Consider the following 12,919-nt stretch of genomic DNA (forward strand, 5'->3'; position numbering starts at 1 on the left):
ATGAAGAAGAACAAGAACTATGTGGACCTGAAGGACCAGCCGGTTCCCGAGGGCCAGCATCTGCTCGAGGTCGATGACCTTAAGATGTATTTCCATACCGAGGATGGCGTCGTCCGCGCTGTCGACGGTGTGTCCTACACACTCGATCGCGGCGAGACTCTGGGTGTCGTCGGCGAGTCCGGCTCCGGTAAGTCCGTGACCGCCATGACTATCATGGGCCTCATCTCGATGCCTCCGGGAAAGATTGAGGGCGGTGACGTTCGCTATCGCGGCCGTTCCATCCTCCACATGACCGAGGAAGAGATGCAGCACATTCGCGGTAACGATATCGCGATGATCTTCCAGGATCCTATGACCTCCTTGAACCCGGTCTATAAGATTGGTAAGCAGGTGGGCGAGGGCCTTCGTCTGCACCGTGGTTACTCCAAGCAGGAGGCGCTCAAGCGCGCCACTGAGCTTTTGGACCTCGTTGGCATTCCCGAGCCCGAGAAGCGCGTCAATGAGTATCCGCACCAGTTCTCTGGTGGTATGCGTCAGCGCGTTATGATTGCCATGGCCCTTGCCTGCGATCCCGATATTCTGATTGCCGACGAGCCCACGACTGCCCTGGACGTTACCATCCAGGCTCAGATTATTGAGCTTATGCAGGAAATGCAGGAGAAGAACGGCAACGCCATCATCATGATTACCCATGACCTGGGTGTTGTTGCCGATATGGCCGACAAGATTATGGTTATGTACGCCGGCCGTCCCGTCGAGTTCGGTACTGCTGAGGAAATCTTCTACGAGAGCCGCCACCCCTACACCTGGGGCCTGATCCGCTCCATCCCGGAGCAGGCCATCGATGAGAAGAAGCCGCTTACGCCGATTCACGGCAACCCGCCTTCGCTCATGAACCTGCCCGAGGGCTGCGTGTTCTCGCCTCGTTGCCCCTATGCAACCGATAAGTGCCGCAAGCAGCGCCCCGAGCGCGTTGTCACCGAGTCCGGCCACTATTCTGCGTGCCATTATTCCGGTGACCCCGAGTTCCTCAAGAACGCTCCCGAGACGTCTCGTACGCGCAAGGATTCCAAGAAGGGAGGCGAGGCGTAAATGGCAGACAATAACGAGCGCACTCCGCTGCTGAAGGTCGAGCACCTCTCTAAGGAGTTCCCCGCTGAGTCCGGCATGTTCGCCAAGCGTTTTTCCAAGCGCGTCGTCTCTGCTGTAAACGACATCTCTTTTGAGATTTATCCGGGCGAGACCTTTGGTCTGGTTGGTGAGTCTGGTTGCGGTAAGTCCACGACGGGCCGCACGATTATGCGCTTGACCAAGCCGACTGCCGGTAAGGTGTTCTTCCAGGGCAAAGATGTTGCCGAGATGAGCAAGCATGAGATCAAGGACATGCGTCGCGAGATGCAGTTTATCTTCCAGGATCCCTATGCTTCGCTGAATCCTCGTATGACCATCGGCGAGATTGTCTCCGAGCCCATGACCATTCACGGCGTGGGCACCAAAGAGGAGCGCATTGAGCGTGTCCGCGAGCTTCTCGACGTCGTTGGACTGAACCCCGAGCACATCAACCGCTATCCGCATGAGTTCTCGGGCGGCCAGCGCCAGCGTGTCGGCATTGCCCGCGCCTTTGCGCTCAAGCCCAAGCTGATTATCTGCGATGAGCCCGTCTCTGCGCTTGACGTATCCATTCAGGCCCAGGTTCTGAACCTTCTTAAGGAGCTCCAGGACAAGTTCGGTACGGCTTATCTCTTCATTGCTCACGACCTCTCTGTCGTGCAGCACATTTCTGATCGCGTTGCCGTTATGTATCTGGGCAAGATGGTCGAGGTTTCGGACTGGAAGACGCTCTACAGTGAGCCGCACCACCCGTACACGCAGTCGCTGCTGTCTGCCGTGCCGGTGCCCGATCCAGATATCCAGAAGACCCGCAAACGCATCATCCTCGCTGGCGACCCGCCGTCGCCGCTGGATCCGCCGACCGGCTGCCGTTTCCACACGCGCTGCCCGATCGCGCAGGGCATCTGCTCCGAGAAGCTTCCTGAGTTTAAGGAAGTTGCACCGGGTCACTGCTGCGCCTGCCACTTCGCCGAGCCGTTCCCGATCAAGGAATCGCACATCGACCTGTAGTCGGTTGTTTTCGTCCGGGCCCGCCCTGGTGTTATTTTTCAGAACGTCCTCGGACATGTCGGAAGCCCCGCTGCGCGCTACGCGCCGCGGGGCTTCCTCCGTCCTGCGGAATGTTCTGAAAAATAACACCAGGGCGGGCCCTGCGGTAACTCGGCAGGGGGAGTGCGATTCCGTGATCGCTCACTTAGCCTAATTCGTAATTGAGTGAGGCCGGAGCTTTAGCTCCGGCCTCCCCATATAAGGGCTCGGCAAAGCCGAGCCACTAAATTCTTATCAGCCTCAGAATATGCTTGAGAATTGTGCCTGAAGTACGTATTAGCAGGTCCCGGATCGGTGTTGCCTCCCGGCGCATTCCGCAGGGGGAGCGATATTTTGCAGCACGAAGTGCGTAGCAAAATATCGCCCATGCCCGAGGACGCGCCGGGAGGCAACACCGATTCGGGGCCGGGCATACGGATCTACCTGCGCATTTACAAATTCGTAAACTTTTTTGAAAAAAGTGCTTGCACAGTTCTCGAATCATAGGTTATCATCTTCTTGGTTGAACGCGCGGGTCGAACAAAACGAACTGCGAATCAACAACATAGCATGTCGGAGTGGCGGAATTGGCAGACGCGCTAGCTTGAGGTGCTAGTGACCGCTTTTTGGTCATGCGGGTTCAAGTCCCGCCTCCGACACCATCGCATTTGAGAAGCCTCTTCGGAGGCTTTTTTGTTACCGATAGACGGTGAGGTTCACGATGGAAACGCTTGAGCGCAACGAGTGGGCAGACGTTGCCCAACTAGTCGAGATCACGAGCGATGCTGTCATCATCTGCGAGCTCGACGGAACCATTCTGCATGTGAATAATCGCTTGCTCGACTTGATGTGCGAGGAACGCGCCGACGTCATCGGTGGAGATGTCAAAGACGTCTTGTACTCGTCCGCTTTTGAACGTGCGACGGAACATCGTCTGCCATTTGAAACTGATGGCTCCGAGAACGAACTGATGCTTAAGCTGAGTGACGGCTCTTTTATCCCCGTCTTGGTTCGCGCGGGCTCCGTAACGCCTCCACGCATCTTTGGGCGCCGCGCGCCACGTGTCCTGGTGGCACTTCATAGTATCGAGGAACAGTATTCTCACGACCGTCAGCTCAAGCGTGCGTTATCGGAGCTTAGAGTGGCGAACAAGCGTCTCTCTGGCACGCTCTCGGTCATTATGAGCACGGTGGGCTCCGATGAGTTACCCAGTCTGATCGATACCGTTTTGAACCAACTTGTAGGAACGCTCGATGCATCGGGTGCCGCTATCTATTTTTCTGAGAGCGGTGGTTTTAAGCTTCGCGGTGTTTCCAAGGAGCTGTACGACAGCTACCTGCCCGAGTTTTTGCCGTATGGCGCTGGCATTCCGACGTATGTGCTTCGCGAGTCGCGCGCCTGTCGCTTGTCGATTCAACAGGACCTTGAGGGTGATAGGGTCGCCTCCGGTATGTTCATGGACCTGGACAATCGTTCTAAGCACCTGTTGCGCGTTCAGGATATGCCTCCGTACCGCAGCGAGATCTGTCTTCCCGTTTTTTACGGTACGCAGGTCCTTGGCGTGCTGGAAGTTGGTTGGAAGCGCCCCCAGGCACCGCTCGCCTATGACGTCAATGTACTCGAGGTCATTTGCGATTACCTGTCTATCCAGCTGGTCGGCATGGCATCGAGCCTTCGCTCTCGTCGCACGGCCGAGCTTGGCCGCTCGCTCAATGTCTTACGTGATGAGTTGTTTACCTTTCTAGACGATTCCGCCGCGGCTACCCAGGCGGTATCGTCCGAGATCTGCAATATGCTCAACTGCCATTTTTGCCCTGTTGAGTATGACGCCGGTCTGGACTCCTACGTCATAGATTTTGAAGGCGGCAGTCGCGTTGCTTTGCCGGACGATCCCGAGAAGCTTTTCTTTTCCACGACGGCGCCGGCGGCACGTCTGGGGGCTGGCCCTGATGGCTTTGAGGCATCTGTTTTGGGCGGCACGAGTGCCGAGGACCTTAAACACGTCCGTATAACTCGCGTTGACGAATCGATGCCTATGGGAGGCTGGCTTAGGGCGCATGGTCTGCCTTGCCAGGGTCTCTACGTCGACACCGGCATCGAGGCGGGGCGTCCGCGCTCTGAGGGCGATGGCAAGCGCAGTAACGACGCGATTGTTCCTGCTTCTGTTGCGAAGGGCCCGACGACGCGCGCGTTGCTGCTTCGTGATGGTAGTCAAGAGCCGATTGATGACCTTGAATATGACTACTTGGTGCACTTGGCGCATGACTTTGAACTGATCTATGAAGGCGAATCTCAAAAGCGCGAGGAGCGCCATATCGCTCAGACCCTCCAGATCGGCATGAGAAATTCCCTAGGGGATGTTCCGGGTATCGCGACCGATTCGGTATACCTTTCGGCAACGAATTCGGCGTTGGTCGGCGGCGACTTTTATACGCTTGTCCGTCTTCCCGACGATTGCGCCGTAATGATTTTGGGCGATGTATCCGGCAAAGGAATCGAGGCGGCGTCGATGTCGGCGCTCGTCAAGACGGCGCTGACGGCCTATGCTTGGGAGGGCGCTGGGCCTGCCCGCATGGCACGCTCCCTTAACAGCATGCTTATGGGCTTTTCGAGGGTCGAGACGTTTGTGACGGCGTTTATCGCCAAGATTGATCTTAAAGCGGGTCGCGCTACCTATTGCTCTGCGGGACATCCTCCCACTATGGTCATTAGGCCCTCGTCGACGCCGCTTGGCGGTGGAGAAATCCGAGGGGGAGAAGTGGAGCTCCTTGGGTGCCAATCGGGCGTGATCGGCGCCTTTGAGAGTATGGTGTATGAGACGGGCGTGTTTACGTTCGCTCCTGGTGACATGCTATTTATGTATACCGACGGAACAATCGAAGCACGTGATCGCTCGGGTGCTTTCTTTGGCGAGCAGCGCCTTCGTGACCTTTTGCTCTCTGTCTCGGGTGAGGGCGTATCGGGAATCTGCGGTAAGGTCTTGGGCGAGCTTGACCGCTTTACCGAGTCGGCGTTGGACGATGACATCGCGCTGGTTTCTCTTGAGTTTTTACGGGGTCGATCGTAGGCCGCGACGCTTGACGGGCAAAATCTTCGCAGTTACAGATACGTATGCATCGAGCGAGCTCTTTTGGGGAACCATGGTCGTATGAATGAGTGGAATGACATAGCGGTTTTGACGCCACCGGGTGATGTCGACATCGCCTCGGTGTCCGTGCTGCGCCCACGGTTGGATAATCTCATCGACCGGGGCGTGCGTCGTGTTGTTATCAATTGCCAGGCCGTGGGCTTTATCGACTCGACGGGTTTGGCGTTTTTGCTTACACGTGCCAGAGAGCTTATGAGGCGAGAGGGCCTGCTTTCGCTCGTTAACGCCTCCGATGAAGTCATTCGCTTTTTGGAGATTGCCCGACTTGTCGACATCCTTCATGTTGCGGGTCCGGCGCGTGAGTCGATTCCCGCCATTCCGGTGGGAGAGTTGCCACGATGGAGCAAGAGCATCGAAGTGCGGCGAGGCATCGAGAACCTCCCGTATTATCGGCACCGTGTGGCCGAGCTTCTCGAATCGCTTCCCCTGAGGCGTGATGAGCGTTATGACGTCGCATTGGCGTTGGGGGAGGCATTGGGTAACGCGTATGACCATGCGGGCGGTGTTGGCTGCATCCTGACGGTTCAGGCCTATGGGGACCGTGTTGTTCTTGAAGTGCTTGATCGGGGCGCTGGCTATTCTATCGATGGGGCGAGCGAGCCGGTGGCATCCGAGGAGCGCGGACGTGGTATCAAGCTTATGCGCATGCTCGTCGATAATGTGGAGGTTGCCCGTCGTGCGGATGGCGCCGGCACACGCGTTCGGATGGTGAAGCTGTTTAGCTCGGCATTGGAATCGTGCGCTTAGCGCCTTAGGTTGACATGATTTCCCTGCGTGAACTTGCTTTGAACAACTTTTTTGAAAAAAGTACTTGCGTCTTTTGGACAACTCGCGTAAATTAATAACCCGCAAGCGGACATGGCTCAGTTGGTAGAGCACAACCTTGCCAAGGTTGGGGTCGCGGGTTCGAGCCCCGTTGTCCGCTCCATTGCATTTCCGGACCGTTTAGGCGGTCCTTTTTCGGCGAAGTGGCCAAGTGGTAAGGCAGAGGCCTGCAAAGCCTTTACCCCCGGTTCGAATCCGGGCTTCGCCTCCAGGCAACATCCGGGCGCTCCGGCGCCCGTTTTGTTTTACATATGCGGACATGGCTCAGTTGGTAGAGCACAACCTTGCCAAGGTTGGGGTCGCGGGTTCGAGCCCCGTTGTCCGCTCCAAGCGCAACAGCCCGTCTACCACGGTAGCCGGGCTTTTTCGTACCCATCGCCTGGGCTCGAACCCGAGAGGGAGCGAGCGTTAAGCAAGCGCGGAGCGTTTGTAGCGAGCTGGCGAGGGCGCCGGCAGGCGGCCGAAGCCGGTGCGGATCCGCGAAGCGGATACGCGGACGCCCCGTTGTCCGCTCCAACTATCTTACGCGGTTCTAACGAACCGCGTTTTTTGTTGACGTTGCGCGAGCCCCGGGCACCCCATCTTGCCCCTCAATCGTCGGTCACGTACATAAAGTACGCTTCCCTCCTCTTTCGCGGCAACCTGGGGCACCCGGAGCCCGCTCGCTGTTGTGGCCGGGGGAGTGGGTCTTCCGTTCTTTTCACTAATCGATCGATTCGTCCCAGGAGGCTCGAGCCCGAGAGGGGGCGAGCTTTTTGGGGCGTGGCTGTGGCGTTGTTTACCGCGAATGACAGCTTTGGGCGTATCATCGTGGGCATCTCGCAAAACCTCGTTGCAAGGGAGACTCGCCCCATGGCTACAGAAAAGTCCTCTTCGCGCTCATGGATGTCCGACGCCGCGATCTATCAGATCTACCCGCGCTCGTTTAAGGATTCGACTGGTTCGGGTCTGGGCGATATCGCGGGCATTACCCAGAAGATGGACTATCTTGAGCGGCTGGGTATCGAGGCCATCTGGCTGAGCCCGTTTTACCCATCGCCTCTTGTCGATGGCGGCTATGATGTGGCGGACTACTGCGATGTCGACCCACGTCTCGGCTCGCTTGACGACTTCGATGGCATGATCGCTGCGGCTCACGCGCGCGGCATCAAGGTCATCGTCGACATCGTGCCCAACCATTCATCCAACCAGCACCCCTGGTTCAAAGCTGCTCTTGCCGCCGGCCCCGGATCGCCCGAGCGCGCCCGTTATATCTTCCGCGATGGTCGCGGCGAGCATGGCGAGATGCCTCCCACCAATTGGAATGCCAACTTTGGCGGCCCCGCCTGGACGCGTGTTGCGGACGGTCAGTGGTATCTGCACATGTTTACGCCCGAGCAGCCGGACTTTGACTGGACATGCCCCGAGGTTCAGGCGTTCTTTTGCGACGTCCTGGCGTTTTGGAGCGATCGAGGCGTCGATGGCTTTCGCATTGATGTGGCGCACGGTCTCGCCAAGGATCTCGACCGCGATGATCTCGACCAGTGGCATCTCGCCGAGGGCGATGACATGGTTGACGACGGCACCCATCCGCTGTGGGATCGCAACGAGGTTCACGAGATCTATCGCGAGTGGCGCCGCGTGTTCGACCGCTATAATCCGCCGCGCAGCGCTGTTGCCGAGGCGTGGGTGCTGCCCGAGCGCCAGTATCTCTACGCGCGCCCCAGCGAGCTTGGCCAGACATTTAACTTTGAGTTCGCCAAGGCCACTTGGACCTATGATGACATGCACGCTGCAATCGAGGAGGGCTTGAAGGCAGCCATCGAATCCGATTCCGCCTCGACCTGGGTACTTTCCAACCACGACGTGCCTCGTGTGGCGACGCGCTTCGCCCTGCCGCAGATCAAGGCGACGCGCTACCACCAGATTGCGCTCGACTGGCTCTTACGCGACGGGTCGTCTTATGACGAGGACCGTGAACTCGGCGAGCGCCGCGCGCGGGCGGCCCTTTTGCTTGAGCTGGCGCTTCCGGGCTCGGCATACGTGTATCAGGGTGAGGAGCTCGGCCTTTTTGAGGTGGCTGACATCCCGTGGGCTGCACTCGAAGATCCCACTGCGACCAATACGCACGGATCGAAGCGCGAGAAGGGGCGCGACGGCTGTCGTGTACCCCTGCCGTGGGTGGCGACGGACGATCCCGCGCAGGGCGGATCGTTTGGATTTTCGCCGATGGACGCCGATGCGGCGCCCCATCTGCCGCAGCCTGCATGGTTTTCCGATTACGCTGCCGATAGGGAAGAGGCGGACCCGACATCGATGCTTGCGCTCTATCGTGACGCCCTCTGGCTGCGGCGCAAGCTGCGCGGGTGCGCTAACGATCTTGCGTGGCTCGATCTTGACGGGCGCACCGGCCTTGCGGATGGTGCCGAGGGCGCTGAGGGCGGCGTCATCGCCTATCGCCGCGACAGCGGCTGGGCGTGTGTGACGAACTTCGGTGCAGCACCCGTGGAGCTGCCAGCGGGCAAGGTCCTGCTCACCTCATCACCGCTTGCAGACGGCAGACTTGCGCAGGACAGCTCTGCCTGGATCATGCTCGCTGAGTTGTAGGGGGCCTCTTGCGGCGAGTTTGCGTTTGCTCGCGCTTTCCGTGGTGGCTGATGTCTTCGCGAGGTTCGAGAGGGCGTCGCAAAACTTTTCAAAAAAAGTTCTTGCATAGGATGCGGGTATCACGTAAGATTAATCCTCGTAAGCGGACATGGCTCAGTTGGTAGAGCACAACCTTGCCAAGGTTGGGGTCGCGGGTTCGAGCCCCGTTGTCCGCTCCATTTGGGCGTTTAGCTCAGGGGGAGAGCGCTTCCCTGACACGGAAGAGGTCAGAAGTTCAAATCTTCTAACGCCCACCAAATGTTCACAGCCCAGAGGCTTAGCCTCTGGGCTGTTTTGTTTTGCTCGCCAAATGGGTCGCCAAATACGTCACCAAATTTCGAGTTTTTTGATCTTCTGGGATGCTTCTCAGTAGTCATCCGAGAAAACTCTCATCTTCTCTGTTTGCATACACATATCTTTCAAGGATTCGTGCCGCGGTTACATGGGGCTCGGCAAGGCACGACCGCAACATGTTGGTCAAGCATAATCTTTTGGATTCTTTTGGCGTGAGCGGCTTGGTTTTGGTAGGATTTGTCAGCGGCTTGACTAAGGGGGTTTTATAACTGCCATGCAGGTAGCCGTGTTGGTAACGTTTTACCGACTTGCCAAGAACCCCTCATAATTAATGCGTCTGCAAAATGACCAATTGCTTTGACCTGCTGAAACACTATATGTTGTGTTTGAACTAAAAAAAGAATACAGGATATAGATGCCTCTTTGTCGTATGATAGATGGCGGACAGAGAACGAGGACCTTATTTGCCCCATTTGGATAGATCTTTGAGCCGCTTGATCGGCCGCGAGGATTGTCCGCATGAGGACCTATGGTTTATCGAGAACACAGATTGCGCGACGGCGCCGCAAGACAGGGGCAAGCCCTGCCGGGCATCGTTTGGCTCTGAAGCGCAATGAGACTACGACGCGAAAGAGGCAAGAGGATGAAGATCATCAAGCGCAGCGGCACCGAGGTTGTCTTTGACATCGATAAGATCGTCAATGCGATTCGCGCCGCAAACTTGGAGGTCGAGGAGAGCTCTCGTCTAACCGACCGCCAGGTGGTTTATGCGGCGCAAAACGTCGCCGAGGCATGCGAGAACGCGGGCCACACCGTTTCGGTCGAGGAGATCCAGGATTTGGTCGAGGACGAGATCATGCGTCTCGACTGCTACGAGGTCGCCCGCCACTACATCATCTATCGCTATGTTCAGAGCCTGAAGCGCCAGAAGAACACGACCGATGACAAGATCCTGTCGTTGATCGAGTGCAATAACGAAGAGGTCAAGCAGGAGAACTCTAACAAGAACCCGACCGTCAACTCCGTTCAGCGCGACTACATGGCCGGCGAGATTTCCAAGGACCTGACTCAGCGCGTGCTGCTGCCCCAGGAGATCGTGGATGCCCACAACGAGGGCCTGATCCACTTCCACGATTCCGACTACTTTGCCCAGCACATGCATAACTGCGACCTGGTGAACCTGGAGGATATGCTCCAGAACGGCACCGTTATCTCGGGCACGCTGATCGAGAAGCCGCATAGCTTCTCGACTGCCTGCAACATCGCGACGCAGATTATCGCCCAGGTTGCTTCTTCCCAGTACGGCGGCCAGTCTATTTCGCTGACCCATCTCGCCCCCTTTGTTGAGGTGAGCCGTCAAAAGATTCGCGGCGAGGTTGCCCGCGAGCTCGAGGAGCTCGGTGTTTCGGCATCTGCCGAAAAGGTCCGTGAGGTCGTTGAGGACCGTCTGCGTGACGAGATCCGTCGCGGCGTCCAGACGATTCAGTATCAGGTCGTGACCCTTATGACCACCAATGGCCAGGCGCCGTTCGTGACGGTCTTTATGTATCTCAATGAGGCCCGTACGCCCCAGGAGAAGCACGACCTTGCCATGATCGTGGAGGAGACGCTTCGTCAACGCTATGAGGGCGTTAAGAACGAAGCCGGTGTGTGGATTACCCCGGCATTCCCCAAGCTTATCTATGTACTCGAGGACGATAACGTTCACGAGAATTCCCCGTACTTCTACCTGACCCAGCTTGCTGCCAAGTGCACCGCCAAGCGCATGGTGCCCGACTACATCTCCGAGAAGAAGATGCGCGAGCTCAAGCTGTCGAAGGGCGAGACCGCCGGCAACGGCGATTGCTACACCTGCATGGGTTGCCGCAGCTTCTTGACGCCCGACCGCTCGGGCAACGGCTTTAACAATGTCGCCAACGCGCTGAACTATGACCCGACCAAACCCAAGTACTATGGCCGCTTTAACCAGGGTGTTGTGACCATCAACCTGCCCGATGTCGCGCTGAGCTCGCATCAGGACATGGACAAGTTCTGGAAGATCTTCGACGAGCGCCTTGAGCTGTGCCACCGTGCTCTGCTGTGCCGTCATGAGCGCCTGATGGGCACGCTTTCGGATGCCGCGCCGATTCTTTGGCAGTACGGTGCCCTAGCGCGTCTGAAGAAGGGCGAGACGATCGATAAGTTGCTCGTGGGCGGATACTCTACCATCAGCCTTGGCTATGCCGGCCTGTATGAGTGCGTCAAGTACATGACGGGCCACAGCCACACCGAGAAGGAGGGCACGCCCTTTGCCATGGCGGTCATGCAGCGCATGAACGACAAGTGCGCGGAGTGGAAGGCCGAAAGCGATATCGATTTCTCGCTGTACGGTACGCCGTTGGAGTCGACGACCTACAAGTTCGCCAAGTGCCTGCAGCGCCGTTTTGGTATTATCCCGGGCGTGACGGACAAGGGCTACATTACCAACAGCTACCACGTCCACGTGTCCGAGGAGATCGATGCCTTCGATAAGCTTAAGTTTGAGGGCATGTTCCAGCAGCTTTCGCCGGGCGGTGCTATCTCTTACGTTGAGGTTCCCAACATGCAGGACAACCTCAAGGCTGTCATTCGCGTGATGCAGTACATCTACGACAACATCATGTACGCCGAGCTCAACACCAAGAGCGACTACTGCCAGGTGTGCGGCTACGATGGCGAGATCAAGATTGTTGAGGACGATGGCAAGCTGGTGTGGGAGTGCCCCAACTGCGGCAACCGCGACCAGGAGAAGATGAATGTCGCCCGTCGCACGTGCGGCTACATCGGTACCCAGTTCTGGAACCAGGGCCGAACCGAGGAGATCCGCGACCGCGTGCTGCATCTCTAATACCGCTCCGGGGCTGAACCGAGAGGGCCGCTTGGGCATTTGCTCGCTATTTCGGACAGTCCTGCGCAAGACGAAGGCCACATTAAGTGGCCTTCTTTGCGTGCGGAACTCATATCGAGCAAAAGCCCAAGCGGCCCTCTCGGCTCAGCCAAGTTGACGTAGCTGAGATGCAGCGCGCGGTCTGCTCACTCCTCGAAGTTCTTAGCGGAAATAATTCGAGCTGCAGCTGCGATTTACTTGCGATGGCGGTTGAGCCGCAACCCAGTTTTTATTGGACCTCGAACCCTATACTCGATGTTCGCTTCGTTCATTGAGTTACCCTTTGCATGAGGCCGGGACATATCGTCCCGCCCGCAGTTTCGCAGGCCGAAGGCCGAGAATGTTTGAGGACGGGATGATATGTCCCGGCCTCCCGGGAGAGTTACCTATGAACTACGCGAACATTAAGTATTTCGACATTGCTGATGGGGAAGGCGTTCGTACTTCTCTGTTTGTGAGTGGGTGCCGTCGTGGGTGCAAGAATTGCTTTAACTCTGTCGCGTGGGACTTTGCTGCGGGCGAGCCGTTTGATCGTGCCGTCGAGGACAAGATTATCGAGAGCCTCGATCATCCCTTTATTGACGGCCTGACGATTCTGGGCGGAGAGCCCATGGAGCCCGAGAACCAGGCGGGGCTCGTTGAGTTTGTCGAGCGTGTTCGCGCGGCCTATCCAGTGGGGTCGGGGAAGACCATTTGGTGCTTTACCGGTGACGTGCTCGAGGAGCTTATGCCGGGCGGCCGTCATCATACCGAGGTGACTGACCGCATCCTTGCCTGCCTCGACATGTTGGTGGACGGCCCGTTTGTTCAGGACCTGTACGATATCACGCTGCGCTTTAGGGGCTCGAGCAACCAGCGCGTGATCGATATGAACGCTACGCGCGCCCGTGCTGAGCGCGAGGGCGTTGCGCTTTGTGATGCGGTTGAACTTTGGCGCGATGATCCGGTCTATTCGACCCATACTATGTAGCTTGTGGTCGATG

At 57.6% G+C, this 12,919-nt stretch carries 7 protein-coding genes and 6 tRNA genes; all 13 read left to right on the forward strand.

The window, feature by feature from the left end; genetic code table 11:
* The 13 genes from DWY03_RS04870 to nrdG all read left to right on the forward strand — a co-directional run bounded on the left by DWY03_RS04870 (position 1) and on the right by nrdG (position 12,906).
* A complete protein-coding gene (locus DWY03_RS04870; RefSeq protein WP_117635929.1) occupies positions 1–1,092 on the forward strand; it encodes an ABC transporter ATP-binding protein in 1,092 nt (363 codons plus the stop codon).
* The gene (locus tag DWY03_RS04875) at positions 1,093–2,121 is read left to right on the forward strand and encodes an ABC transporter ATP-binding protein (protein ID WP_006236139.1); all 1,029 of its coding nucleotides are present in this window, start codon (positions 1,093–1,095) and stop codon (positions 2,119–2,121) included.
* A gap of 590 nt (positions 2,122–2,711) precedes the next feature.
* Positions 2,712–2,801 (forward strand) — tRNA-Leu (locus DWY03_RS04880).
* A gap of 59 nt (positions 2,802–2,860) precedes the next feature.
* Entirely contained in the window at positions 2,861–5,206 is a 2,346-nt protein-coding gene (locus tag DWY03_RS04885; protein ID WP_117786315.1) for a GAF domain-containing SpoIIE family protein phosphatase, read from the forward strand.
* A gap of 81 nt (positions 5,207–5,287) precedes the next feature.
* Positions 5,288–6,034, forward strand: a complete 747-nt coding sequence (locus tag DWY03_RS04890; RefSeq protein ID WP_117786316.1) for an anti-sigma factor antagonist — start codon at positions 5,288–5,290, stop codon at positions 6,032–6,034.
* Positions 6,035–6,139: 105 nt separating this feature from the next.
* Positions 6,140–6,215: transfer RNA gene (locus DWY03_RS04895), tRNA-Gly, on the forward strand.
* Between the two features lie 34 nt (positions 6,216–6,249).
* Positions 6,250–6,323 (forward strand) — tRNA-Cys (locus DWY03_RS04900).
* Positions 6,324–6,365: 42 nt separating this feature from the next.
* Positions 6,366–6,441: transfer RNA gene (locus tag DWY03_RS04905), tRNA-Gly, on the forward strand.
* Positions 6,442–6,964: 523 nt separating this feature from the next.
* Entirely contained in the window at positions 6,965–8,698 is a 1,734-nt protein-coding gene (locus DWY03_RS04910; protein ID WP_147334502.1) for a glycoside hydrolase family 13 protein, read from the forward strand.
* A gap of 142 nt (positions 8,699–8,840) precedes the next feature.
* A tRNA-Gly gene (locus tag DWY03_RS04915) sits at positions 8,841–8,916 on the forward strand.
* 3 nt (positions 8,917–8,919) lie between these two features.
* A tRNA-Val gene (locus tag DWY03_RS04920) sits at positions 8,920–8,994 on the forward strand.
* 680 nt (positions 8,995–9,674) lie between these two features.
* A complete protein-coding gene (nrdD, locus tag DWY03_RS04925) occupies positions 9,675–11,897 on the forward strand; it encodes an anaerobic ribonucleoside-triphosphate reductase (protein ID WP_117583876.1) in 2,223 nt (740 codons plus the stop codon).
* Between the two features lie 427 nt (positions 11,898–12,324).
* Positions 12,325–12,906, forward strand: coding sequence for an anaerobic ribonucleoside-triphosphate reductase activating protein (gene nrdG, locus DWY03_RS04930; RefSeq protein WP_117840032.1), 582 nt, complete (start codon positions 12,325–12,327; stop codon positions 12,904–12,906).
* The last annotated feature ends 13 nt before the right edge of the window (positions 12,907–12,919 follow it).

This window comes from Collinsella sp. AF23-2 (genome assembly GCF_003459245.1).
Taxonomy (GTDB): domain Bacteria; phylum Actinomycetota; class Coriobacteriia; order Coriobacteriales; family Coriobacteriaceae; genus Collinsella.

Excerpts from the sequence above, each read along its gene's own strand:
- DWY03_RS04870 (WP_117635929.1), top strand. The coding sequence starts at position 1 with ATGAAGAAGAACAAGAACTATGTGGACCTGAAGGACCAGCCGGTTCCC.
- DWY03_RS04875 (WP_006236139.1), top strand. The coding sequence starts at position 1,093 with ATGGCAGACAATAACGAGCGCACTCCGCTGCTGAAGGTCGAGCACCTC.
- DWY03_RS04885 (WP_117786315.1), top strand. The coding sequence starts at position 2,861 with ATGGAAACGCTTGAGCGCAACGAGTGGGCAGACGTTGCCCAACTAGTC.
- DWY03_RS04890 (WP_117786316.1), top strand. The coding sequence starts at position 5,288 with ATGAATGAGTGGAATGACATAGCGGTTTTGACGCCACCGGGTGATGTC.
- DWY03_RS04910 (WP_147334502.1), top strand. The coding sequence starts at position 6,965 with ATGGCTACAGAAAAGTCCTCTTCGCGCTCATGGATGTCCGACGCCGCG.
- nrdD (WP_117583876.1), top strand. The coding sequence starts at position 9,675 with ATGAAGATCATCAAGCGCAGCGGCACCGAGGTTGTCTTTGACATCGAT.
- nrdG (WP_117840032.1), top strand. The coding sequence starts at position 12,325 with ATGAACTACGCGAACATTAAGTATTTCGACATTGCTGATGGGGAAGGC.